At 73.6% G+C, this 24,378-nt stretch carries 21 protein-coding genes; 13 read left to right on the forward strand and 8 right to left on the reverse strand.

Going from position 1 to position 24,378, the window contains the following annotated elements:
- The first annotated feature begins 102 nt into the window (after positions 1 to 102).
- Together NITAL_RS04645 and NITAL_RS04650 are read left to right on the forward strand one after the other, a co-directional pair.
- A complete protein-coding gene (locus NITAL_RS04645; RefSeq protein ID WP_211262196.1) occupies positions 103 to 1,530 on the forward strand; it encodes a CCA tRNA nucleotidyltransferase in 1,428 nt (475 codons plus the stop codon).
- The gene (locus NITAL_RS04650) at positions 1,527 to 2,330 is read left to right on the forward strand and encodes an SAM-dependent methyltransferase (protein ID WP_052664991.1); all 804 of its coding nucleotides are present in this window, start codon (positions 1,527 to 1,529) and stop codon (positions 2,328 to 2,330) included. Before NITAL_RS04645 ends, NITAL_RS04650 begins: the two co-directional genes overlap by 4 nt.
- Positions 2,331 to 2,406: 76 nt before the next feature.
- On the opposite strand, the gene sodX is transcribed toward NITAL_RS04650, so the two are convergent.
- Positions 2,407 to 2,787: a nickel-type superoxide dismutase maturation protease gene (gene sodX / locus NITAL_RS04655; protein ID WP_052664992.1), complete on the reverse strand. Its 381-nt coding sequence runs from the start codon at positions 2,785 to 2,787 to the stop codon at positions 2,407 to 2,409.
- 160 nt (positions 2,788 to 2,947) lie between these two features.
- Between sodX and sodN the strand changes: the two genes are divergently transcribed.
- Positions 2,948 to 3,385, forward strand: a complete 438-nt coding sequence (sodN, locus tag NITAL_RS04660; RefSeq protein WP_211262197.1) for a superoxide dismutase, Ni — start codon at positions 2,948 to 2,950, stop codon at positions 3,383 to 3,385.
- Positions 3,386 to 3,480: 95 nt separating this feature from the next.
- On the opposite strand, the gene NITAL_RS04665 is transcribed toward sodN, so the two are convergent.
- The 4 genes from NITAL_RS04665 to NITAL_RS27800 all read right to left on the reverse strand — a co-directional run bounded on the left by NITAL_RS04665 (position 3,481) and on the right by NITAL_RS27800 (position 8,578).
- Positions 3,481 to 4,059, reverse strand: coding sequence for a hypothetical protein (locus NITAL_RS04665; protein ID WP_052664993.1), 579 nt, complete (start codon positions 4,057 to 4,059; stop codon positions 3,481 to 3,483).
- A gap of 236 nt (positions 4,060 to 4,295) precedes the next feature.
- Complete coding sequence (locus NITAL_RS04670) at positions 4,296 to 5,492, reverse strand: S8 family peptidase (RefSeq protein ID WP_211262198.1); 1,197 nt, start codon at positions 5,490 to 5,492, stop codon at positions 4,296 to 4,298.
- 180 nt (positions 5,493 to 5,672) lie between these two features.
- Complete coding sequence (locus tag NITAL_RS27795; RefSeq protein WP_052664994.1) at positions 5,673 to 8,030, reverse strand: prolyl oligopeptidase family serine peptidase; 2,358 nt, start codon at positions 8,028 to 8,030, stop codon at positions 5,673 to 5,675.
- A 74-nt stretch (positions 8,031 to 8,104) separates the two neighbouring features.
- Complete coding sequence (locus tag NITAL_RS27800; RefSeq protein ID WP_052664995.1) at positions 8,105 to 8,578, reverse strand: hypothetical protein; 474 nt, start codon at positions 8,576 to 8,578, stop codon at positions 8,105 to 8,107.
- Positions 8,579 to 8,855: 277 nt separating this feature from the next.
- Here NITAL_RS27800 and NITAL_RS27805 point away from each other — a divergent pair, with 277 nt between their 5' ends.
- Positions 8,856 to 9,230 (forward strand): DUF5318 family protein, encoded by a 375-nt coding sequence (locus NITAL_RS27805; RefSeq protein WP_052664996.1) that lies wholly within the window; start codon positions 8,856 to 8,858, stop codon positions 9,228 to 9,230.
- Positions 9,231 to 9,249: 19 nt separating this feature from the next.
- On the opposite strand, the gene NITAL_RS27810 is transcribed toward NITAL_RS27805, so the two are convergent.
- The gene (locus tag NITAL_RS27810) at positions 9,250 to 9,813 is read right to left on the reverse strand and encodes a hypothetical protein (RefSeq protein WP_052664997.1); all 564 of its coding nucleotides are present in this window, start codon (positions 9,811 to 9,813) and stop codon (positions 9,250 to 9,252) included.
- 60 nt (positions 9,814 to 9,873) lie between these two features.
- Here NITAL_RS27810 and NITAL_RS04695 point away from each other — a divergent pair, with 60 nt between their 5' ends.
- The gene (locus NITAL_RS04695) at positions 9,874 to 10,626 is read left to right on the forward strand and encodes an alanyl-tRNA editing protein (protein ID WP_211262199.1); all 753 of its coding nucleotides are present in this window, start codon (positions 9,874 to 9,876) and stop codon (positions 10,624 to 10,626) included.
- Between the two features lie 55 nt (positions 10,627 to 10,681).
- Here NITAL_RS04695 and NITAL_RS04700 read toward each other — a convergent pair whose 3' ends face one another.
- Both NITAL_RS04700 and NITAL_RS04705 read right to left on the reverse strand, forming a co-directional pair.
- Positions 10,682 to 10,960 (reverse strand): hypothetical protein, encoded by a 279-nt coding sequence (locus NITAL_RS04700; RefSeq protein ID WP_052664999.1) that lies wholly within the window; start codon positions 10,958 to 10,960, stop codon positions 10,682 to 10,684.
- Positions 10,961 to 10,993: 33 nt separating this feature from the next.
- Positions 10,994 to 11,203 carry a hypothetical protein gene (locus NITAL_RS04705; protein ID WP_157041614.1) on the reverse strand — a complete coding sequence of 70 codons (210 nt, stop codon included), beginning with the start codon at positions 11,201 to 11,203 and terminating at the stop codon, positions 10,994 to 10,996.
- A 257-nt stretch (positions 11,204 to 11,460) separates the two neighbouring features.
- Here NITAL_RS04705 and NITAL_RS04710 point away from each other — a divergent pair, with 257 nt between their 5' ends.
- The 8 genes from NITAL_RS04710 (at position 11,461) to NITAL_RS04745 (ending at position 24,080) form a co-directional block, all read left to right on the forward strand.
- Entirely contained in the window at positions 11,461 to 11,985 is a 525-nt protein-coding gene (locus tag NITAL_RS04710; protein WP_052665001.1) for a hypothetical protein, read from the forward strand.
- A complete protein-coding gene (locus tag NITAL_RS04715) occupies positions 11,985 to 14,711 on the forward strand; it encodes a hypothetical protein (RefSeq protein WP_052665002.1) in 2,727 nt (908 codons plus the stop codon). Before NITAL_RS04710 ends, NITAL_RS04715 begins: the two co-directional genes overlap by 1 nt.
- A gap of 187 nt (positions 14,712 to 14,898) precedes the next feature.
- Positions 14,899 to 15,114 carry a DUF4339 domain-containing protein gene (locus tag NITAL_RS04720; RefSeq protein ID WP_052665003.1) on the forward strand — a complete coding sequence of 72 codons (216 nt, stop codon included), beginning with the start codon at positions 14,899 to 14,901 and terminating at the stop codon, positions 15,112 to 15,114.
- A gap of 48 nt (positions 15,115 to 15,162) precedes the next feature.
- Positions 15,163 to 16,473, forward strand: a complete 1,311-nt coding sequence (gene tyrS, locus NITAL_RS04725; protein WP_157041615.1) for a tyrosine--tRNA ligase — start codon at positions 15,163 to 15,165, stop codon at positions 16,471 to 16,473.
- Positions 16,474 to 16,653: 180 nt separating this feature from the next.
- Positions 16,654 to 19,308 (forward strand): pyruvate, phosphate dikinase, encoded by a 2,655-nt coding sequence (ppdK, locus tag NITAL_RS04730; protein WP_052665005.1) that lies wholly within the window; start codon positions 16,654 to 16,656, stop codon positions 19,306 to 19,308.
- A gap of 81 nt (positions 19,309 to 19,389) precedes the next feature.
- The gene (locus NITAL_RS04735) at positions 19,390 to 20,535 is read left to right on the forward strand and encodes a sensor histidine kinase (protein ID WP_052665006.1); all 1,146 of its coding nucleotides are present in this window, start codon (positions 19,390 to 19,392) and stop codon (positions 20,533 to 20,535) included.
- Positions 20,536 to 20,599: 64 nt separating this feature from the next.
- Positions 20,600 to 21,253 (forward strand): response regulator, encoded by a 654-nt coding sequence (locus tag NITAL_RS04740; RefSeq protein WP_052665007.1) that lies wholly within the window; start codon positions 20,600 to 20,602, stop codon positions 21,251 to 21,253.
- A gap of 109 nt (positions 21,254 to 21,362) precedes the next feature.
- Positions 21,363 to 24,080 (forward strand): DUF2157 domain-containing protein, encoded by a 2,718-nt coding sequence (locus tag NITAL_RS04745; protein WP_052665008.1) that lies wholly within the window; start codon positions 21,363 to 21,365, stop codon positions 24,078 to 24,080.
- Positions 24,081 to 24,378 lie beyond the last annotated feature (298 nt).

Consider the following 24,378-nt stretch of genomic DNA (forward strand, 5'->3'; position numbering starts at 1 on the left):
CGCTAGCCTCGCCGACCACCTCGCTCCCCGCTCGCACGGACGCCGACGATCGCCGACGACCTGACCCCGGACCAGGCCGCCGCGCTCGGCGGTCTGGTCGACGTGCACCCCGAGGCCCGCGAGCTCGGCGCACGGTTCGAGGCTGCCGGCCACGAGCTGTACCTCGTCGGCGGCACGGTGCGCGACACCCTCCTCGCAGGTGGCGACCCGGACCTGCTCGGCGACGTCGACCTCGACCTGGCCACCTCCGCTCCGCCGGAGGAGACCGAACGGATCGTGCGCCCCTGGGCGACCGCCGTGTGGCTGACGGGTGCGGAGTTCGGCACCGTCAGCTGCCAGCGCGAGGCCGAGGGCCGCCCCACCCGCAACGTCGAGATCACCACCTTCCGTGCCGACAGCTACACCCCCGGATCGCGCCACCCGGAGGTCGTCTACGGCACGTCGATCGAGGACGATCTCGCGCGGCGCGACCTCACCATCAACGCCATGGCGGTGCGTGTCCCCGAGTTCCGTTTCGTGGACCCGTTCGGCGGGCTGCAGGACCTGCGCGCGGGGCTCCTGCGCACCCCCATCGATCCACACACCTCCTTCGGTGACGACCCCCTACGCATGGTGCGGCTCGCGCGGTTCGCCTCCGTCCTGGACGCCGAGGCCGACAGCGCCGTCACCGTCGCCGCCAGCGAGATGGCCGACCAGCTCGGTGCCGTCTCGGCCGAACGCATCCGCGACGAACTGGTCAAGCTCGTTGCCGGCAGGGCGCCACGACGAGGGCTGAACCTGCTGGTCCGGACGGGGTTGTCGGCGCACGTGCTGCCCGAGCTCGACGAGCTGCGGGCGTGCCGCGACCCCCAGCACCGCCACAAGGACGTCTGGCTCCACACCCTTGCGGTGCTCGAGCAGGCCATCGACCTCGAGGACCGGTTGCCGGACGGCGGGCCGGACGTGGTGCTGCGCCTGGCTGCGCTCCTGCACGACATCGGTAAGCCGGACACCAAGGAGGTCCACCGCGACGGCACGGTGACCTTCCACCACCACGACGTGGTCGGCGCCCGGATGACGCGCCACCGGATGCGTGAGCTGCGGTTCGACAAGGAGACCACCCGCGCCGTCAGCGAGCTGGTCCGCCTCCACCTGCGCTTCCACACCTTCGCCAGCGGCTGGACCGACGCGGCCGTCCGCCGTTACGTCCGGGATGCGGGGGACCTGCTCGAGCGCCTCAACGCCCTGACCCGCGCCGACGTGACCACCGGCAACGCGCGCAAGGCCGCGCGCATCCAGCGCCACGTCGACGAGCTCGAGGAGCGCATCGCGGTCTTGCGCGAGCAGGAGGAGATCGACGCGCTGCGCCCGCCGATCGACGGCAACGCGATCATGGCCCACCTCGGGATCCGACCCGGACCGCTCGTCGGTCAGGCGTGGAAGCACCTGCTCGAGCTGCGCATCGAGGAGGGGCCGATGGACGAGGAGGCCACGCTCGCGGCCCTCGACGCGTGGTGGGCCGAGCACGCCGGCGAGACGGGTGGGCAGTGAACCCCTCGTGGCGGTCGCACGACGACCGGCCGATCGCCGTCCCGGGCGTCCCGGGTGCCGATGAGCAGGCGTTCTACGTCCCGATCGGCGACTTCCAGGGGGGTGAGTACCGCCGCAACGCGTTCGCGGCCGGGACCGCCGAGGAGGTCGCGAGCCTGACCTCCGTGCTCGACCTGCGGGCGGGCACCCGCGTCCTCGACGTCGGCTGCGGGGATGCGCGTCACCTGCGGGCCCTCGCAGCCGAGCCCGGCGTCGACGGCGTCGGGATCGACGTGTCCCCAGCCCTCGTCGACGCGGCGCGCGAGGCGGCGCGTGACGCCGGCATCGGAGTCGACGTCCGTGTGGGTGACGCCCGCACCCTGTCGGCCGACCTCGGGGCCGAAGCGGGCACGTTCGACGTGGCGTGGTCGCTGTGCCAGGGCGGGTTCGGGACCTCGCCGGCCACGGATCCGGACGTGCTCGCGGGGCTCGCGGCCGCCGTGCACCCCGGCGGCCTGGTGGCACTGACCCTCTTCCACGCGTTGTTCGCCGCACGCCACCTCGCGCCCGGGGACGCGTTCGATCCGGTGCACCTGGTCCACCACCAGGTCAGCGAGGTCCACGGTCCCGACCACCAGCGTCGCCGCTTCGACCTGTGGACCGCGAGCTACACCGTGCGGGACGCGGTGCGCCTGCTCGACGCAGCGGGTCTCGACCTCGTCTCCGTCCGCGGGGTCGAGCCTGGTGGGTACGGCCGCCGCGCCGACGGCGAGGTCGGCCTCGACGACCCGGAACTGCTGGTGGTCGCACGCCGGCTGTGAACCGCCGCGCGGACGATGTGCGCGAGCCGGGCCCGCTGATGTGCGTGAGCAAGGCTCAAAGAAGCTCAGGTGCGCTTCAACGGCTGAGGCGGGTCCGTAGGTCGGGCCAGCGGCGGATCACGACGCGACGGATCGCGGTCACGGGCAGCGGTCCCCAGTGGCGTGAATCGGTGGATGCGGCCGGCTGGTCGCCGAGCACCTCGACGAGGCCGCGCTCCGTACGTGCGATCCGCTTGACCACCAGGTGGGTCGGGTCGGCGGGGTCGGCAACGACCACGACCCGGCCCGTACGCAGCCAACGACGGCGTGCGGGCACGGTCAGCAGCCGGTCACCGGGCCACAGGGTCGGCTCCATCGAGGCGCCACGGACCTCGACCACCGACCGGTTCACCGTGAGGGTGGCGAGGTAGGCCATGCCGACCGCCGCCACCACCGCGACCCACCGCCGTCGCCCCACCGACCCCTCCTGTTGCGAAGCGTTCGCAGCACGCGTTAGCGTGCCCATCGAGCGCACCGTACGGAACGCAGCCGTCGACACGTCGGACGGCCGTGCGTGCCGTTGCCTCGGCGCACTAGCCTCGCCGCCGACCACCCGTCGAACGTGAGGAGCACCACCGATGCGCATCTCGACCGCCCTGCGGGCAATGAACCCGCTGCGTGCCGTCACCACCGTCGACGCCCACTGCGACCTGATGTGTGGCGTCTACAACCCGGCCCAGGCCCGCATCGAGGCCGAGTCGGTGCACGAGATCGCGAAGAAGTACCAGGACTCGGACGACGAGACCTTCCGTGCTCGCTGCGTGATCATCAAGGAGGAGCGGGCCGAGCTGGTCAAGCACCACCTCTCGGTGCTGTGGACCGACTACTTCAAGCCGAACCACCTCGAGGAGTACCCCGACCTCCACGAGAAGTTCTGGCTCGCCATCAAGGCGGCCGGCGACGCCAAGAAGACGATGGACCCGGCGGCCGGCGAGGACCTGCTCGCGAAGATCGACGAGATCGCCGACATCTTCTGGGCCACCAAGGGCGGCAAGCCCGACTGGATGACCTCCTAGGAGGCCCGCAACGTTCGAGAGCCGCCGGTCGTGACCGGCGGCTCTCGTGCGTCCACGCGACGGGGTGAGCACCGGACCCGCGTCGGAGGACGTCGTCAGCGCTCGCGGATGCCGGGCCGGAGGATCGACAGCGGCGGCACGAAGCTCGAGGCCGTCAGCAGCGCGCCGATGGCCAGCAGCATGGTCCCGCTGTCGCTGGTGACCCCGAGGTACTCGGTGAACGCGTCGGGTTCGATCAGGAACACCAGGCCGGCGATCGCGAACAGGACACCGCCGATGCGCAGCTGCTGCTCGGCGACCGACCCGGTGGCCGCGGTGAGCAGGGCCGCGCCGATCACGAGCCACAGCAGGGCGTACAGCGGGGTCGCCGGCTGGTTGCCGACGTGCACCACGGGTTCGAAGAGGGCCAGGTCGTCGAAGCCCGACCGCGCGACCGCGACCAGCCCGGCGACGATCAGGTAGAGGCCGACGAGCCACGCGCTGATCTGCAGGATGTCGAACCGCATCCGAGGCGAGGTCCGGCTGCCGTCCCCGGCGTCTCGGTCACCGACCCGGATCAGCTCGGTGCGCTGGCGCCCGTCGGCACGGGCCGCCTCGGCGCTCGCGCGGGCGCGTGCGGGCGTGATCGCCCGCGTCTGCCCAGCGGCTGGCTGGTCACCGGTCTGCTCGGCCACGGTGCGCGCCTCCCTCTCCCGGGTCCAGGGTGCCACGCGGTCGTGCGTGGCGAGCCATCGTTCGGCGGCGACCCCGCTCGGGGTTGCTCCCTCGGCCCGTCCCAACGACTCGGTGCCTCCCCGGTCACGCCCCTGGTCGGTCGACGCCGAGCACGAGACGCAGCGGTGCCCGCCGCGAGGATGCGGCGGGCACCACGGCGTTCGTCAGTCGGCCGACGCTCCCGCGCCGACGGTGGTCAGCGCGAGTACACCAGCCGGTTCGGGGAACCGGCGAGGTCGCCGAGCACGCCGGTCGTCGCGTTGCCGACGATGGCGGCGTTCACGGTGCTCGGCGAGGACGACGGTGCGCCCTGCAGGTACAGCGCGGCGACACCGGCGACGTGCGGTGCGGCCATCGAGGTCCCGCTGATGGTGTTGGTCGCGGTGTCGGTGGTGTGCCAGGGGGCGGTGATGTTCGTCCCAGGCGCCATGATGTCGACGCACGAGCCCCAGTTCGAGAACCAGGACCGCAGGTCGCTGGACGTGGTCGCGCCGACGGTCAACGCCTGTGACACCCGCGCCGGTGAGCCGTTGCACGCGTTGGCGTTCGCGTTGCCCGCCGCCACGACGTAGGTCACCCCGGCCGAGACGGAACCACGCACGGCGTCGTCCAGCGCGGTCGAGACGCCGCCACCGAGGCTCATGTTGGCCACCGCGGGCTTGGTGTGGGTCCGGGTGACCCAGTCCACGCCGGCGATGACGCCGGAGGTCGTGCCGCTGCCGCGACAGTCGAGGACCCGCACCGGCACGAGGGTGACCTCCTTGGCGACCCCGTAGGTGGAACCGCCGACGGTGCCGGCCACGTGCGTGCCGTGACCGTTGCAGTCGGAGGTCCCGCGACGGTCGTTGATGGCGGTCGCGCCGGCGATGACGCGGTTGCCGAACTCGGTGTGCGTCGCCCGGATGCCGGTGTCGATGATGTAGGCGCGGACCCCGGCACCGGTCCGGGTGTAGGTGTAGGTGTTGTCCAGCGGCAGGTTGCGCTGGTCGATCCGGTCGAGTCCCCACGTCGCCGGGGACTGGGCGGTCTGGCTCGCTTCGACCCGACGGTCGGCCTCGACGTAGGCCACGTTCGGACGCTGGCGGAGGCGCTCGACCTCCTCGTCCGACATGGTCGCGGCGTAGCCACGCAACGCCGTGTCGTACTCCTGGTGGACGCGTGCACCGCGTGCCTGCGAGGCGCGCCGTTCACGCGCGACCTCGTTGCCGGCCGCCTCGGGTTCGAAGACCACGATCCAGTCCCCGTCGATGACGTCCGGTTCGTCGCTCCCGATCAGCGGTGCCACCTGCTCGGCGCCGCTGTCCCGTGCTTCCGTCACGGCGCCTGCCGGGACGGCGGTCAGCGCCAGACAGGCGCTGATGATGACCGTCGAGACGGTCCGGTTCCTGCTCACGTTCCTGCTCCCTCGTGGCGCGTTCACCCCCGTTGGCAACGCGCGTGCTCGCGGCCGACGAGCGGGATCCGTCCGCTCGCCTTCTCCCGACCGGCGAGAGCACGAGGATGACTCTCAGTGACTAGTCCGGTACGGACCGTGCGGGGTCCGCTTCGGTCCCGCGAGGTCGCCGCCGAACCGCTAGCGAGCGGTCGGGTCGAGCGCGGAGGCGCCCAGCCCGAGGTGGTGGGCGTGCCAGGCCAGGACGTCGGCGCGTTCGTCGAGCAGCTTGGCCACCGGCTTGCCGGCGCCGTGGCCGGCGGACACGTCGACCCGGAGCAGCACCGGTGCCGCGCCCGCCTGCGCCGCCTGGAGCGCGGCGGCGAACTTGTAGCTGTGCGCGGGGACGACCCGGTCGTCGGTGTCGCCGGTGGTGACCAGCGTCGCCGGGAACCGCGCCCCGTCCGAGCGCAGGAGGCGGTGATAGGGCGACAGCGCGTGGAGGGTGGGGAAGGCGTCGGGGTCGTCGGGCGAGCCGTAGTCGCTGGTCCACGCCCACCCGATCGTGAAGCGGTGGAAGCGCAGCAGGTCGAGCACGCCGACCTCCGGGACCGCACTGGCGAAGCGGCCCGGCTCGGCGGTGATGCAGGTGCCCACCAGCAGACCACCGTTGGACCGGCCCTCCACACCGAGGTGCGCCGCGGCGGTCCATGTCGCGTCCGGACCGCCCACCGTTGGACCGGCTGCGGGCGTCGGGGCCGTCACCTCGCCCAGCGGGTCGTCCACGCGCGGTGCGAGCCCGGCGGTCGCGTGCACCTGACCGTCACGGTCGTCACCGGTCAGCCAGGCGGCGACGGCCAGCGCGTCGGCCTGGACCGCCGGCCGGTTCGTGCCGCGTCCCGCGTCGTGCCAGGCGCGGCCGTACTCGCCGCCGCCGCGCAGGCACGCGACGGCCAGCAGGCCACCGGCGTCGACCCAGGCGCGCCAGGCCGGGCGGAACGCCGGCGTGACGGGGATGTCGAACCCGCCATAGCCCCACAGGATCGTCGGGACCTCGCCGGTCGGCCGCACGTCCGCCCGGTGGATCAGGAAGACGGGGACCGCGACGTCCGTCGCGCCGCGGCCGTCGTCGAGGTGGGCCTGGTGGTGGACGAGCACCTGCTCGGTGACGACGGCCGCGTCCGGTGCGGGCACCGCCGACGACGTCACCCGGGTCGTGCGACGTCCGACCAGATCGTGGTACCAGATCTCGTCGGACGCGGCGAACGAGCTGACCCCGATGTGCACCCCCGCATCGGTCCGTCCACCCGTGACCGCGATGACGGTGCCGAGGCTCGGCAGCTCGACGTCGTGCGACCAGGTGCCGGTAAGTGGGTCGTGCACGGCGAGGCGCGAGGTCGCGTGGCGGAGCGAGGTGCACACCAGCCACGCCGGATCGTCCGGCGTATCGCCGCCGACGAGGCGCGCCGACTCCATCCGTTCGTCCGACGCAGCCACCAGCTCGCGCCGCCGGGTCGCATCGGTCAGGTCGATGGCGAGCACCCGGCCCATGGGGGCCTCGAGGTCGGTGACCACGATCAGCTCGTCACGCCCGTCGGTGCCCGTCAGCACCCCGACCACGTCGTAGCGGGCGTCCCCGTCGTCGAGCAGGGGCACGACCTCGCCGACCCCGCCCGTGTCGGCCTCCTCACCCGCTGCGGTCAGCGGCGCGAGGTGGATGCGGTTGGTGGGGTCGGTGCCACGCCACACGGTCAGCACGAGCCAGCGGTCGCCGTGGGCGACGTGCGGCTGGAAGCCCCACTCGGGCTGATCGGGACGCTCGTGGACGACGATGTCCTCGGTCGCGACCGTGCCGACCACGTGCTGCTGGAGGCGCTGCCCCTGCGTGGTGGCGGTGACCTCCTCGCCGGGTGGGGGCTGGTCGTAGGCGCCGTACAGGAAGCTGCGGCCGCCGGGCAGCCAGACCGCGCCGGTGAACTTCGACCACGGGACGACGTCGTCCTGCACCAGCGGCCCATCCGGTCCGGCCCGGTCGAGGTCCACGACGTGCCAGGTCACCCAGTCCGACCCGGCGTCCGACCGTCCGTAGGCCACCTGCGCACCGTCGTCGGTGATCGCGAGGCCCGAGAGGGAGGCGGTGCCGTCCGTCGTCCACGCGTTGGGATCGAGCAGCACCTGCCAGGCCCCGTCCCCAGGGAGCACCCGACGTTCGGCGTCGTCCGCGCGTGCGGTCCACAGCACGTCCTGGTCCTGTTGCCCGTCGCTCCGGACCTGGAACCAGGTGTCGCCCTTCCGCCACGGGACGCCGCGACGAGGCACCGACCACAGCCGGTCGAGCCGCGCGCGGAACGCCGTCCGGGCGGGGAGGGCGTCGAGGACCGGGTCGGTCGCGGCTCGCTGCGCGTCCACCCACGCCCGGACCGCGGGAGCTGCGGCGTCCTCGAGCCACCGGTAGGGGTCGGCGACCCCGACACCGTGCAGCACCTCGACGAGGTCGTCGCGCCGGGTCTCGGGGACCGGGACGGGCGCGGGGTCGGGTGTGGTGGCGGGAGCGGACACGGTCGACCTCGTCGGACGGCGACCGCGGACGCTACCGACCGCCCCGTGGAGCAGAGCGGCGGCGCCGGACCGCCCTACGCCCTCGCGTCCTCGAGCAACGCGCTGGCCGTGACCAGCAGGGTCCGCCACGCGGCGGGAAGCCGGCCGTCCAGGTCGAGGATCGCGGCCTCGGAGCCGGAGCGTCGCAGCCTGGCCACGGCGGCACCGTCGGGTGCGCGGACCGTGCCGTCGGGCGTGACCGCCAGGTGCAGCCCACGGCCGTCGCTGACCTCGAGGCGTCGCCAGAGGAAACGCCCCCGCAGCTCGAGCTGGCCGAACGGCGCACCATCGGACCGCGTGACGAACCAGCGTGGCGGTTCGGCCCCCACCGGCTCGACGGTGAAGCGGCCGAGCACAGGGGAGTGCCAGGTCCAGCGCGGCGCGTCCCGTCGGCCGCCACCGCGACCCGTGGCGAGCAGCTCGCCGCGGCCGTCGCGCACGGTCAGTTCGGTCTCGAGGGCGGTGCCTCGTGACCGGTCGGGTTCGGGGAGGAGACGTCGGGTCGACATGTCGGGTCGAGCATGACGGACCCGCGCCGCCGGCGCCGCGGACGACCGGGCGGTTCCGGCGACGGACGACCGGTGGCCGCCCGCGGCCGGATGGCCGGGTGACCGCGGCCAGCGAACTCGCCAGGACGGGGGTCGAACGGCCACGTCGTCGGGGAACGGGGCACGCGCGCGCTCGCCCAGTCGCGGTGCGGACGGGAGGGAGGCGCGCCTCCCCGCGCAGCCGTACCCTGAGTCGGATCGCCCGCGGACCGTGGGCCGTGACCGCCGAGGAGGGACGGTGCGCAAGGGACGCATCGACTACCGCATGCAGCGGCGTGCCGTCCTGCGGGAGGTCCGCCAGGGGGTGCGGTCGGTCGGGGATGCCTGCGACGCCCACCCCGACCTCGTGCGGGCCGGTGTTCACATCGGCACGGTCGTCGACGATGCCTGCCCGCTGTGCGAGCGGGACACCCTCCGCCACGTCACCTACGTGTTCGACCGCAAGGACCCCCGTAACCGTGGCGGTCGGGCGGTGCCTCGCGAGTCGCTCGCTCGTCAGCACGAGCGCTACGGCGACCTGACCGTCTACACCGTCGAGGTGTGCACCACCTGCCACTGGCACCACCTGCTCGAATCGTTCCTGCTGGTGACCCGGGACACCGCGGTCGGCTGAACGAGCCGGGACAGCGGACTCAGCGGGGCAGCAGCAGCCCGAGCAGCAGCAGGCCGATCCCGGCGAGCACGACCAGGGGGCCCGCGCCGACGTACCAGCCGAGCAGCAGCAGGATGGTTCCCATCGTCGCCATGGCGGGGCCGGCGAGCCGGGCCGAGTCCGCGGCCCGCTCCTGGTCCTCGGCCTCGACCACCAGCTTCCCGGCGCGGTCGACCCACCCGCCGCGGGGTGCGTCGTACCAGCCGGGTGAGGCGCCACCGAGCGCGCGGACCTGCAGGGCCGACTCCTCGGGGAGGCGCAGGACGATCTGCGCCCACGTCAGGGAGAGTTCGGCACGCAGGTCGTCGCGCCAGCTCCGGTCGACGTACAGCTCGACGTCGTCGTCGCGTTCGACGCGGCGTCGGGCGATGCCTCGGTGGGCGAGCATCCCGTCGAGGGGCTCCGCGACGGCCGGGTGGAAGCGACCGAGCAGCGCGTCGGCCCGGGGGGCGGCCGGTGCCCCGAGGGCCACGAGCGGCTCCCCGCACGTCGCGCAGGTCGCGACGTCGGGCTCGTACTCGTCGAGGCAGCGAGGACAGCGCATCGGTGCGAGGCTACGTCACCCCACCGCGGGCGGGCCGCGGTGTGCGCCGGAGGGCTCGTCGTGACCGACCGTGTGTACTCGACCGACGCGTACGCCTTCGAGGTCGACGCCACCGTCGTCGACGTGGACGCCGACGAGAGCCGCGTGCTGCTCGACCGGACCGTCTTCTACCCGGGCGGTGGCGGGCAGCCGCCGGATCGGGGGATCCTGCTGGTCGGGGGCGACGCGGCGGCGGCCGAGGTCGCCGGTGACCGCCTCGAGGTCGTCGGGGTCGGTGAGGATCGCCGCGGGGTGTGGCACCAGGTGACCGGCGGCCTGCCACCGGTGGGCTCCCGCGTGCACGGTCGGCTCGATGTGGACCGGCGGCTCGCGCTCATGCGGACCCACACCGCCATGCACGCCCTGTGCGGCGTGGTCTGGGAGCGCTACCGCTCGCCGGTCACCGGCGGGAACATGGAACCCGGGGTCGGCCGGCTCGACTTCGAGCTGCCCGACTGGGATCCGGACGACAAGGCCACGATCGAGACGGCGCTGCAGGCCGAGCTCGATGCGGCCCGGCCCGTCGAGGTGGCCTTCCTGCCCCGGGCCGAGGCCGACGCCGACCCGTCGCTGATCCGCACGAAGGTGTCGCTGCTGCCCGACGACCTCGCGGTCGTGCGCGTGATCGACATCGTCGGGCTGGACCGTCAGGCCGACGGCGGGACCCACGTCCGTTCGACCAGCGAGGTCGGTCGCGTGCGCGTCGCCAAGGTCGAGTCGAAGGGCCGCGGGTTCCGACGCATCCGCCTCGCTCTCGACGAGCCGAGCGGCTGACCGGCCGCCGTCTAGTCCGGTGCTGACGTCAACGTCACCTAGCGTGTGCGGCCGGTCACGCGGGTTCGTCGCCGCTGGTCGCGTCCCCGGCGTGGTCCTCGTCGTCCTCGTCGTCCTCCTCGAGGTGTGACAGATCCGGCAGGGCGAACGAGTCCGCCGGGACGGCGGAGGCGGCGACCCCGACCTCGCCGCAGTCGCCGCAGCGCTCCTGCCACGGGGTCAACTCACGTCGACAGGCGGGGCAGCGCTTGAGGTCCAGGTCGAGGTGCAGGCCCGTCGCGCCGGGCAGCGCCTCGTTCTCGTCGTCCTTCTGGTTCGGGGTCAGGAAGCCCACGTCATGTGCTCCTGTCGTCGATGGACGTGCTGGTCAGCGGGCGTTCCGGCGTAGGACCACCACGTCCTGCCCGTACCCGCTCGCGCTGCGTTCCTCGGTCCAGTCGACCCCGGTGTCGGGGCAGCGGTGCACCGTCCGGCCGAGCCCGTCCGTGCGCGTCCGGTCGAGGTGGCGACGGGCGTAGTCGGACGCCACGGCACCCGACAGGTTGTTCAGCACCGCGCAGCGGCATCGCACGTCCACGTCCAACCGGGGTTCCTCTGTCGACCGGTGCCCTGCCACGGTACCGACGGCGTCGAGCGGGCCGACGGGCCTGTGCAGTTCGACCGGATGACTAGACCCGATATGACCCGCTCGGGCGATGGCAGACAGTCCGGTCGACCGCGGACTATGCGCGGGCACGACCTCCGGGTGACCCCCGGAGGCCACATCGGGGCGCCGCGCTCGGCGCGACGTCCAAGAGGGACCGGTCGCGAGGCCGGACCAGAAGGACAGACACCTTGTTGCGCACCGTCATCGGCGGTGCCGTGGTCGCGTTGGTCGCGGGACTTCTCGCGTTCGTCGGACCTGGCATCGGGATCACCACGCTCTGGCCGTTCCTCCTCGCAGCTGGTATCGCCCTCGCGGCGGGTCCGGCTGTCGCCAGCCGTACCGGCGCGGTCGCGCTCGGCGCGGTCGTCGGCTTCGTCGCCATGGCCCTGCGGGCCGGCGTCTTCCCGGACGTGCCGCTGTCGGCGGCCCTCATCGTCGTCATCGGGGTGGCCATCCTCACGCTGGTCGCCGCCCTGACCCAGGGGCTGTTGCCGCTGTGGGCCGGCCTCGCCGGGTACGCGATGTTCGTCGGCTACTACTCGCCGATGTTCGCCGACGCGCCGACCGCCTTCCTGTCGGAGGCACCCGTCGCGCTCGTCACCGTCCTCCTCGCCGCCGGCATCGGTGCGATCGTGGTCATCGTGGCCGAGCTCGCCGGTGTCAGCGTCGGTCGGACCGAGCCGCGCCACGCCGGCGCAGGAGAGGTCGCCTGATGCGCTCCTTCATCCGTCGCACCACCACGCTCGCGCTCCTCGGTGCGCTCGCCGTCGGGTCCAGCCTGCCGGCCGCAGCCCAGTCCGGTCAGATCGAGAGCCTCTCGCACCGGCAGTCGATCCTCACCGAGCTGTCCAACACCGGCGAGGCCGGGACCTCACGCGTGTTCACCCAGCTGAAGGCCACGGGCAGCGGCGAGGTCGCCGTGACCCTGCCGCAGCAGTCCACCAGGGGTCTGCGCAACCTCGAGGGCTTCGGCAGGCCGGACGTGAACGGTGACGACGTCGTCTGGACCCTCGACGCATCCAAGGACGGGTTCGCCCGGTCCGTGGCGGACAACACCGCCGAGCTGCCGGTCTCGATGTCGGTGATCTACCGCCTCGACGGCGAGGAGATCGCGCCCAAGGACCTCGCCGGTCGCACCGGCAAGGTGGAGGTCGAGTACACGGTCCGCAACCTCACCGCAGAGCCGCGCGACGTCATCTCGTTCGACGCGGAGAACAACAAGTACACCGAGACGATGGACGTCGCGGTGCCGATGGTCGGCTCGCTGTCGCTGACCCTGCCGCTCAGCTTCGCCAACGTCGACGCGCCCGGTGGCGTGAAGGTCGGCGACGGCCGCGGCAACACCGTCATCAACTTCTCGTTGCTGCTGTTCTCCCCCCTCGGGTCGGAGGAGCAGACGGTCACGTGGTCGGCGGACGCCGTCGACACCGCGATCCCGCCGACCTCGCTGCAGGTCCTGCCGGTCGACGACAAGTCGTTCAACTCGCTCAACGCGACCGCCAACGCCTACAAGGGTGCATCCACGTCGCTGTCGGACCTCGCCAACGGCGCGCTGATCATCAACTCGAACCTGCTGCTGCTCGGCTCGGGTGCCAGCCAGCTCCTCGACGGGCTGAACCAGCTCGCCGACGGTGCCGGTCAGCTCAACGACGGTCTGGCGAACACGGCCGCTCCGGGTGCCCGTCAGCTGTCCGACGGCATGACCAAGGCCCGTGAGGGCGGCGGCCAGCTGTCGACCGGCCTCGGCGAGCTCGCCCTCGGCGCGACCCGCCTCTCCAACGGCCTGGGCGACGCCCGCGCAGGCGGCAACCAGCTGGCTGCCGGGCTGCCGCAGCTGCGCGATGGCCTCGGCAGCGTCCGCGACGGGCTCTCCGGCCTGCAGGGCGGTGTCGGTGGTCCGAAGGACGACGCGGACGACGGCACGGTGATCGGCGGACTCAACGCGCTGCGGGCCGGGATCGCCAGCCTGCCGGACAACGTCCAGGCGGGCATCGCCGAGAACCTCGACGCGACGCTCCAGAACATCGTCCTCCCGCAGCTCAAGACCAACCTGCAGAACGGTCTCGAGACCAACCTCGCCGGCGGGATCGCGAACGGCATGGGAGACCCGCTCGCGGACGCGTTGACGGCGGCCCTCCAAGGGCCCTTCACGGATGCCCTCCTCGCGGAGCTGGAGCCCACGCTGGCTGCAGGTGTCACGCAGGCGTTGAAGGACAACGTGACGCCAGGCGTCGTCGCCGCCCTCGGTCCTGCGCTCACGACGCAGGTGACCGGCGGTCTGCAGACGCAGGTCACACCCGGCCTCGTCGCCGGACTCGAGGCGGCGCTGACGGCTCAGCTCACGCCGATCCTCGGCGCCGACGATGCGGCGGCGTTCGCCGCGGCGTTCGCTCAAGGGTTCGAGCCGCAGCTCGACGGTGCCTTCGAGAGCTTCGGGACAGCCTTCGGTCCGGCGTTCGCAACCGGTTTTGGACCGAACCTCGACGGCGCGTTCGATCTGTTCGGACCGAGCTTCGCTGCAGGCTTCGCCGCCGTGCTCCCGGCATCGTTGGACCCGGCCTTCGCGCAGTTCGCGGGCGTGTTCAGCCCGCAGTTCGCGCAGGGGTTCGGCCCGGCGTTCGCGGCGGTGTTCGCACCAGCGTTCGCTGACGGGTTCGCCGCGCAGGTGTCACCGAGCTTCAAGCAGCTGGCCGACCAGTTCGCGAGTGGCTTCGCCGATGGTCTGGACGACTCGCTGAGCGAGGCGGCCCTCCCCGGCTTCGACAAGCTGCTGCGCGGCATGAACAACGAGCGGTGCAACACCGACAACCCGCGTGACCCGAACAACCCGTGCGGCATCCGTCAGGTGCTCGCCCTCCTCAAGGGCGGTGCGGTGCAGCTCGCCGATGGTGCGGGGACGGCAGCCGACGGCTCCAAGAAGCTCGCGGACGGGCTCGGGCAGCTCGACGATGGTGGTGGGCAGCTCGCGGCGGGTGCGAACCGCGCAGCCTCCGGGTCGCGTGACCTCGCCTCCGGGCTCGTGCAGCTCGACGACGGTGCGCTGAAGCTGGCGAACGGTCTCGGCGATGCCGCCGATGGCTCCGGCAGGCTGGCCGACGGTCTGAACTCCGCCGAGGAGGGCGGGGGCAAGATCGCCGACGGTGTCGGCAGGCTCCAGGAGGGCTTCGAGGAACGTCTGATCGGCGGCGTGTCGTCCGGTCGTCAGGGCGCCTCGCAGAACTACGAGCAGGTCAAGGCCGTCATCGCTCGCGGCCGCGAAGGTGCGGCGCCGTACGGCATCGCGGACGGGGCGGACGCCACGACCGTGTTCCAGTTCGACCTCGCCGGGGTCGGTACCGAGGAAGGTCCGTCGACGCTGCTGCTGGTGGTGCTCGCGCTGGCCGCCCTCGGTGCTGCCGGTGGGCTCGGTGTGGCGCTGCGCCGGCGCCTGACCGCCTGACGCCCGGGTCGGTCCGGCTCGGGCCCCCTGCGGGCCGGACCGACCCGGTGCTACCACGCACCTCCCAGACCCACCTCGCGGGACGAACCGACGCCCCGGCCCTCGCGGCCGGGGGGTCGGCGTGTCGGCTGCCCGGTACGGTCCTGGCCTCGCCGCCCGCCCGTACCGCGGCCCCGCAGGAGTCTCCGTGTCGCCCGATCCCGCTCGCTGGTACCACCTCGCCGGACGCCAGCAGCACGGCCCGGTCGACCTCGCCACGATCCGCGATCTCGTCCTCGACGGCACCGTCACGCCGGACACCTACGTGTGGGCCGACGGCATGCCCGACTGGTTGCCGGCCAAGCAGGTCCCTGCCCTCGTCCCGCCTCCCGAGGTCGAGGACGCCCCCGACGGCTGGCGCTGACCTTCCTCGGGTCCGAGGGGGGAAGCCGTGGCGGCTACCGTCCGCACCATGAGTGCTGACCAGAACCCCATCGACGTCCTGCGGGCCCGCGGCTTCGTCCAGGACGTCACCGACGAGGCGGCCCTGCGCCGCCGCTTCGACGAGGGGCCCGTCACCTACTACGTCGGCTTCGACCCGACGGCTCCCTCGCTGCACGCCGGCAACCTCGTCGGGATGATGGCGATGAGCTGGCTGCAGCGCCTCGGCCACCGGCCCATCGCGCTCGCCGGCGGAGCGACGGGTCGCATCGGTGATCCGTCCGGTCGCGACAAGGAACGCGAGGTCCTCGACGAGGCCACCCTCGAGTCCAACCTCGCCGGGATCCGTACCCAGCTCGGCGCGGTGCTCGATCTGAACGCCGCCGATGAGGACGACCCGGCGAAGGGGCTGCTGGTCGACAACCACGACTGGTTCGGTCCGAAGACCTTCCTCGAGGTGCTTCGTGAGGTCGGCGTCCACGTCCCCGTCAGTCAGATGCTCGGCCGTGAGTCGGTGCGCCGCCGGCTCGAGTCGAGCCACGGCGGGTTGACGTTCGCCGAGTTCAGCTACCAGCTGCTGCAGGCCTACGACTTCGCCCACCTCCACGTCACGTACGGCTGCGGGCTGCAGGGAGGCGGTTCCGACCAGTGGGGCAACATCACCGCCGGGACCGACCTCACCCGACGTCTGCACGGTGCCGAGGTGCACGGCATCGTCTGGCCGCTGCTCCTGACCGCCGATGGGCAGAAGTTCGGCAAGTCGGCCGGCAACGCGGTGTGGCTCGACCCCGACCTCACCTCGCCGTACGCCTACTTCCAGTGGTGGTTGAACGCAGCTGACGCTGACGTCCCCCGGTTCCTGCGTCTGTTCACCTACCTGCCGCTCGAGGAGATCGACGACCTCGCGGCTGAGCTCGAACGCGATCCGGCCGCGCGTGCCGCCCACAAGGTGCTGGCGCGCGAGGCCACCCGTGTCGTCCACGGCGACGACGGGGTCGCCCAGGCCGAGGCGGCCACCGCAGCGCTCTTCGGCGGCGGCCCGTTGCGGGGCCTCGACGACGACACCCTCGCGGAGGCCTTCGAGGGCGCACCGAGCGTGCAGCTGCCAGCGGGCCGCCTGACCGACGACGGCGGCATCGGGCTGCTGGAGGTCCTGGTCGCCGCCGGCGCGGCGTCCTCGAACGGCGAGGCGCGACGGCTCGTCCAGCAGGGCGGGGTCCGCATCAGCGGCGAGCGCGTCGAGGACCACGACCGTCGCCTGACACCGGACGACCTCGCCTCACCGACGACGGTGGTCCTCCAGGTCGGCAAGAAGCGCCGGTTCCTGGCCCGCTTCGTCTGAAGACCCACCCCGATCGCAGTCACCGTGGCTGGATCTGGGGACGGCGCGTGGGCTGATGCCGCCTCGCCGGGTCCTGACCCTGGCGGCGGGAGGTCCCGTCCTCGGGGGCCCTGCGGCCCTGCCCGGCGGCGGTGACAGCGGGTGAACTGAGGGTCGAACCCCTCCGAGGAGCACCGCCCCGTGTCGGCAACCACCGCCCCTGCCACCGCACACCGCTACGTCCGATCCTTCCGCGAGGGCCGCGCCAGCGAGCGCGACCTGCTCGGCGGCAAGGGCGCCAACCTGGCGGAGATGACCTACCTCGGTCTGCCGGTCCCGCCCGGCTTCACCGTGACCACCGACGCGTGCCGGGCCTACCTCGCCGCGGGCGACGTGCCGGACGAGCTGGCCGCCGAGGTCGCCGCGTCGCTGGCCGACCTCGAGGAGGCCAGCGGTCGCAGGCTCGGGGATACCGACGCACCGCTGCTGCTGTCGGTCCGCTCGGGCGCGAAGTTCTCCATGCCGGGGATGATGGACACCGTCCTCGACCTCGGTGCGATGCCGGCCACGGTCCCCGGCCTGATCGCGCTGACCGGCGACCCCTGGTTCGCGTGGGACGCGGTGCGCCGCTTCGTGGAGATGTTCGGCCGCGTCGTGCTCGGCGTCCCGGCGGAGCGCTACGACGAGCAGCTGCACGCGGCCGTCGCTGCGGCCGGCGTCCCGGACGAACGTTCGCTGCCCGCTCCGGACCTGGAGGCGCTCGCCCGTGGCTTCCTCGACCTGACCGCCGAGCTGGGCACCCCGGTCCCCGACGACCCGCACGAGCAGCTCCGTCTCGCCATCGAGGCGGTGTTCCGCTCCTGGAACGGGTCGCGTGCGAAGGCCTACCGCGCGATGGAGGGGATCCCCGACGACCTCGGGACCGCCGTCAACGTGCAGGTCATGGTGTTCGGCAACCTCGGCGAACGGTCGGCCACCGGCGTGGCCTTCAGCCGCGACCCGGCGACCGGCGAACCGGTGCCGTACGGCGACTGGCTCCAGAACGCCCAGGGAGAGGACGTGGTGGCGGGCACCCGGCGCCCTGAGCCGCTCGCCAGCCTCGACGACACCTTCCCGCAGCAGGCCGAGGAGCTGCGCGGGTACATGCGCCAGCTCGAGGCCCACAGCACCGAGCTCGCCGACATCGAGTTCACCATCGAGGACGGCAAGCTCTGGATGCTGCAGACCCGGGTGGGCAAGCGCTCGGCCGCGGCTGCCGTCCGGATCGCGGTCGACATGGTGGACGAGGCGCTGATCGGCCCGGAGCAGGCGCTCGCCCGCGTGACCCCCGACCAGCTCGAACAGCTGCTCCACCCGCGGTTCGCCGAGCAGCCCGACACCCCGCTGACCTCCGGCGGCGCGGCGTCCCCGGGGGCCGCCAGCGGCGTGATCGTCGTCACCGCCGCGGAGGCGGTCCGACGCACCGAGGCCGGCGAGGACGTCATCCTCGTGCGTCCCGAGACCTCGCCCGACGACCTCGAGGGCATGGTCGCCTCGAAGGGCATGGTGACCTCACGCGGTGGTCTGGTCAGCCACGCCGCCGTGGTCGCCCGTGGCCTCGGTCGCCCGGCCGTCGTCGGCTGCGGCGACCTCGAGGTCGACGTCGAGGCCGGCGAGATCCGCGTCGGCGACACGGTCCTCCGGGTCGGCGAGACCATCTCCCTCGACGGTTCGGCGGGCCTCGTGGTCGTCGGTGAGATGCCCCTGATCGAGCCCGAGCCGGACGAGCGTCTGGAACGTCTGCTCAGCTGGGCCGACCTGGTCCGTCGCCTGCACGTCCACGGCAACGCCGACACCGCCGAGGACGTGGCCCGAGCGGTGGCCGCGGGAGCGCAGGGCATCGGCCTGGTCCGCACCGAGCACCAGTTCCTCGGCGCACGCCTCCCGCTGGTCCGCGCGGCGCTGCTGGCCGACAGCGACGAGGCGGAGGCCGACGCGCTCTCGGCGCTCGAGGCGCAGCAGCGCGAGGACTTCGTGGCGCTGCTCGCGGCCGCGCAGGGCCGCCCGGTGACCGTCCGGTTGCTCGACCCGCCGGCGCACGAGTTCCTGCCCGACCTCACCGAGCTGCGCGTCGCGGCCGCCCGGGGTGAGCTGGACGACGACCGTCAGCGGCTGCTGGAAGCCGTCGAGGCCCACTCCGAACACGACCCGATGCTCGGCATCCGTGGCGTCCGGCTCGGGATCATGCGGCCGGCGCTGTACCGGGCGCAGGTCCGGGCCCTGCTCAGCGCGTCGGCCGAGCTGACCGCCGCCGGCGATCCGCCGCTGGTGGAGGTGATGGTGCCGCTGGTCAGCACCTCCGGCGAGCTGCGCTGGTTCGTCGAGCTGGTGCACAGCGTCGCCGACGAGGTGGAGGCGGTCACGGGCACCGCGCCGGTCTACCGCCTCGCGACCATGATCGAGACGCCGCGGGCGGCACTGACCGGGGGCTTCCTGGCCAACTTCGTCGACGCGTTCTCGTTCGGCACCAACGATCTGACGCAGCTGACCTTCGGGCTGTCGCGCGACGACGTCCAGGCCCGCTTCGTCCCGGTCGCGCTGGCCGAGCACACCCTCGCCAGCGACCCGTTCCGCACCCTCGATGCGGCCGGGGTGGCCCGCCTCGTGGAGATCGCCGCCGCCGACGGACGCGCGACCAACCCCGACCTGATCACCGGTATCTGCGGCGAGCACGGCGGTGACCCCGCGTCGATCGCCATCGCCCACCGCATCGGGCTCACCCACGTGTCGTGCTCGCCGGCACGGCTCCCGATCGCACGGCTGGCCGCCGCGCAGGCTGCGCTCGAGATGGAGGACGTACCCGCAGCCTCGAGCTGACGCTCCGGGCCAACGGCGCCACCGACGACCTCCCGCGTCGGTGGCGCCGTCTCGGGCGCCGTGCCGCCTACCGTGCTCCACGTGGAACGGAGCGTGCTGCGCGGGCTGGCGGTCTTCCGCTGGGCGGCCTGGGTGTGGATGGCGACAGTGCTCGCCCTGGCCCGGGGGGCCCTGGAGCGCCCGGCCGTCGCCGTGGTCCTGGTCGCGGCGGCCCTCGTGGTCACGGTCTGGTCGACCCGGCAGCTGGTCGCCGACCCACGCCGCGCGCTGGCGCCGAGGGTCGTCGGCGCGGAGGTCGCCGTGGCCCTCGCGCTCCAGGTCGCCGACGGGCTGGTCTACCGCGCCCCGCACGTGTTCACCACCCAGCAGCCGCTCGGCGTGGCCTGGCCGGTCGCGGCCATCCTGTCGGCGGGTGTGGCCTTCGGGCCGCTCCTCGGGATCGCGGCGGGTGTGGGCGTCGGTGTGGCCCGGGGGGTGTCGTCGGTGCTGGCCAACGCCGACCTCGCCCCGGGTGAGCTCGAGCTGCTCCTCGGGTTGAACCCCGAACAGACCCTGTCGGTGGTCACCACCACCGTCCTGTACGCGTTCGCCGGCGGGACCGCGGGCTACGCGATGCGCCTCATCAGGGCGGCCGAGCAGCGGATCACCGCGGCCGAACGGCGCGTCGCCGAGGCGCGTGCGCGTGAGGACGTGGCACGGCGCCTGCACGACGGGGTGCTGCAGACCCTCGCGCTGGTCGAGCGGCGCGCCGACGATCCGGCCCTCGCCCGCCTCGCCCGGGACCAGGAACGAGAGCTGCGCGGTTACCTCCTGGCCACCGGTGACGATCGGGTCGTCGGAGCCGGGGCCCTCGGCGACGCGCTCCGCGAGGTCGCGGGGCGCTTCGAGGTCGCCTTCACGACGCGGGTCGACGTGCTGGTCCCCGACGACCTGCCCGCCCTCAGCAGCGCCGCCGTGGAGGCCATCGCCAGCGCCACCGGCGAGGCACTCACCAACGCCGGCAAGCACGCGGAGGCATCGCGGGTGGTGGTCTCGGCCGAGCCCGTCGACGACGGGCTGATCGTCTCGATCCTCGACGACGGCGCCGGTTTCGACCCGGACAGCACGCCGGAGGGCATCGGACGCGCGCGCTCGATCCGCGGCCGGCTCGAGGAGCTCGGCGGCGCCGTGGAGTGGGTCAGCCGCCCCGGTCACGGCTGCGAGGTTCGGCTGCGCCTCCCGGCCTGACGCCTACCCTCGCGGCGGTGCCCTGCTCCGGGAGACCGCCGCACCTCGCCACGAGGAGGACGTTGTGGACGCGCCGAGGAAGGCCGCCTCGCGACGACCGCCGATCCGGGTCGTGCTGGCCGACGATCACCCCATCTGGCGCGACGGCATCCGGGCCGACCTCGGGTCCGGCTTCGAGGTCGTCGGCGAGGCATCGGACGCCGTCGAGGCGATCGAGGTCATCGGCCGCACCACGCCGGACCTGGTGGTCTGCGACCTGCAGATGCCGGGCGGTGGTGGTATCGCGGTGGTCAAGGCCTGCGGCGAGGTGACCCGCATCGTCATCCTCACGGTCTCCGAGCAGGAACGCGATCTGCTCGACGCGGTCGCCGCGGGTGCGTGCGGCTACCTGACCAAGTCGACCCCGGGTGACGAGCTCCGGCAGGCCCTGGCGCGAGCGGCGGCCGGCGAGCCGGTCTTCAGCCCGCACCTGGCGATGCTGGTCCTCGGGGAGTTCCGCCGTATGGCCAAGCGGGCCACCGGGGCCGATCCGCTGACCGATCGCGAGCGTGAGGTGCTGTCGCTGGTCGCACGGGGCTACCCGTACAAGGAGGTCGGGGCCCAGCTGCACATCGCGGCCAAGACGGTCGAGAACCACGTGCGCAACATCCTCGACAAGCTCCACCTCGAGCGTCGCCAGGAGCTGGTTCGGTACGCCCTCGAGCACGGCATCGAGTAGCGTCCACCAGCCGTCCCAGGACCCCCTGGGGTGGCATAGGGGCTGGCCCCGTGGTCGGCGTGGCACACCGGGTGGGACGATCGTGGGGAGCCGTTCAGAGGAGCCCGCCGTGGTCCCGCCCGTCGATCACCCGTCGCCACCGCCGCCGAACCCCGCCGACCTGCTCGACGCTGCGCCACCACCTCCGGCCGCCGACACCCGTCTCGACGGACCTCGAACGCCGGTCGGGCCGCCGGTCGGGCCGCCGGTCGGGCCGCCGGTCGGGCCGCCGCGACCCCCGGAGCGTGCCGTCCGCGGTGACGGGCCGGCGCGCCTCACGGCGGCCACCGTCGTGTCCGCCACGGGGGCGCTGCTGCTCCTGGCCGCGGCGGCGACGTTCCTCGCCGTCAACTGGGACGCGCTCGGCCTGACCGCCCGGGTCGCCACGGTCGGTGCGGCCACCGCCGGGGCGATCGTCGGGGGCGCGCGGCTGCGACGGACCCTGCCCGCCGTCGGTGCCGTGGTCTTCCACCTCGGCGCGTTGTTGCTGCCCCTCGACGCCCTCGGCCTCGCCCTCCAACTCGAGGTGAGTCGTGCGGGGACCTGGATCGCCGTCGGCGCGACGGCGGTGCTGACGCTGCCCGTCGCCGCCCACGTCGGCCGGTCGCGCGTGCTGGCTGCGACGGCGCTCGCAGGTGTACCGGTGCTGGCCACCGGGCTCGGGTTGGCCGGGGTCGGACCGGCGCCGCTGCTCACCGCCGCCGCGGCGCTGGTGGCGCTGGGTGTGGTCCGCACGCGAGGCGACGAGGCAGGTGACCCGAACCTCCTGCTCGGACTGGCGGCACCGATCCTGGCGATCGCGGCCGTCGTCGGACCGCTGCTGGTCGCCGCCGGCTCCGCCGTCGCGGTCGCGAGCGGTGGGTCGTCCGTGCTGGTCGACGCTGCCGCAGGGTGGGTCCCCTCCACCTGGTTGCAGCCGGCCGTGGCGGGCGTCGTCGCCGTCGTGGCGCTCGTGGCCACCGCGGCCCTGCGTCGGTCGGCGCGCTGGGCCGGGGCGGTCCCCGTCCTGGTCGCGCTGGTCGCGGTGACCCTGCTGCTGCCAGGAGACGCGCCGAGGCTCGCCCGTCTGCTGCCCTGGCCGCTGCTCTTCCTCGCGGTCGAGGCCGCCGTCGTGGCCGGGCGACGCGATGCCACCCTCCGCGCGCCGCTGGCCCGGGTCGGCGCCGCGGCCGAGATCGTCGCGGCGCTCGCGGTCCCGAGCACGCTGTTGGTCGTGGCCACCTCGCTGCGTTCCGGCGCCGAGCTGTCCGGCTTCCGGGCGCCCACCGAGGTCGTGGCCGACCCGGCCATGGCGGCGGTCGCGAGCATCACCGCGGTGGCGTGGGTGATCGCCGCGGTCCGCCGTGGACGCCTCGGTGCCGTCGGGGTGGCCGCTGCAGCGGTCGCGGTGGCCACGGCAGCTGCCGCCCTCACCTTCCTGGTCCCGACCTCCGGCAGCGGGCTGCCGCTCCTGCTCGTCGCCATCGCCGTCGGGACGTGCCTGCGTGGAGGCGCCGAGCGGGGGGCGGCGATCAGCGCGGCCATGGTGACCCTCTCGGGCGTGCTGCTGATCGGCACGTGGAGCGCGGCCACCGTCCCCGACCGGCTCCTCCCGGGCGTCGCCGAGATCCTGCTCGCCCTCGTGGCGGCCGCCATCGCACTGCTGGTGGCCGTGCGCGTCGTCCGCCACACCGAGGTCGGCGAGGGACCGGGTGCCGCCGCGGCCCTGCTCCCGGTGGCGGTCGTGTCGATCCTCGTCGCGGGCGGTGCCCTGGATGCCGGTGTCGGGTTCGCCGCCTGGGTCCTGGCGGTGCCCGCGCTCGCGCTGGCGTGCGCGGCCATCGTCGACCGTGTGCCGGTCGGCGCGGACGCGTTGCGGGCCCTGGCCGCCGCAACCGTCCTGATCGCCGGTCCGAACGCGGTGGTCGGCCTCGACGCGGCCGTCGCCGCGGCCCCCGCCGCCACCCTGGTCGCGATCGTCCTGATCGCGGAGTCGGTGCGCTGCCAGCGGCCGTGGCTGCTGATCGCCGCCGGCCCGGTCGCCGTGCGTGCCGTTGCCGGCGCGGCGTACGGACTGAGCGGTTCCCGGCCGACGACCGGCGCGGTGCTCCTCGGCGTGGCGGTCGCCGCCGCCCTGGCAGCGGTCGTCCGTCCGCGCCTACGTCGGGCGGGGGTCGTCACCTCCGGCACGGCCGCCGTCCCCGCCGTCCTCCTGCTCAGCCTGACCCCCACGGCCTTCGCGTGGGGCACCGTGGCCGTCGGTGTCACGGTGGTCGCCGCCGGGCTCATGACCCGTCAGGTGCCGGTCGCCCACGTCGGCGGCGTGGTCACGACCCTCGGGGTGTGGCAGGTGCTGAGCCTCGGTGACGTGACCGCCGTCGACGCGTGGATGGTCCCGCCGGCCCTCCACCTGTGGCTCATCGGACGGACGGCGCGCCGCGCAGGTCGGGTCTCCTCCTGGGTCGCCGACGTGCCGCCGCTCCTGCTGGTGGTCGTCCCCGCGCTGCTCGAGCGTCTGGCGGGTGGCGGCGGCTGGCACGCCGCCCTCGCCGGGACGCTCGCGCTCGCCGCCGTCGTCGGCGGGGGTGCCGGCCGCCACGGCGGCCCGCTGGTGGTCGGGGTCGTCGCGGTCGTCGCGGTCGTGCTGATCGAGACCCTCGCGGTCGTCGCCGCCGTGCCGACCTGGGCGTGGCTGACGGCCGGTGGTGTGGTGCTCCTCGGGGCCGGTGCGCTCATCGAGCGCACCGGCGGGGCTCCCGTTGCGACCGTCAGGCGCCTCGTCGACGTGGTGGCCGAACGGTTCGACTGACGCGGTCGACCGATCGTTCAGCGCACGAGCGCTTCGAACCGCCATCCACAGGCGCAGCGCACCTTCCCCCGGCGGTGTCGCCGGCCACCTCTACGGTGCAGGTGTGGGAAGGACGCACCGCAAGCTCAACGCATCAGGGCACGGCCTGTGACCGAGCCCGGTGAGTCTGGTACGGTCCCGCGGTCCTGCGCGTGGCGCACGCACTCGTGTGTGCTCCACGGATCGGGCGTCACGCCCGGACCGCGAGGTTCGTTCCGGACCCCGGCACCGCAGGCCGCACCCCTCCCCCGCAGGTCAG

It is taken from the genome of Nitriliruptor alkaliphilus DSM 45188 (genome assembly GCF_000969705.1).
Lineage (GTDB): Bacteria > Actinomycetota > Nitriliruptoria > Nitriliruptorales > Nitriliruptoraceae > Nitriliruptor > Nitriliruptor alkaliphilus.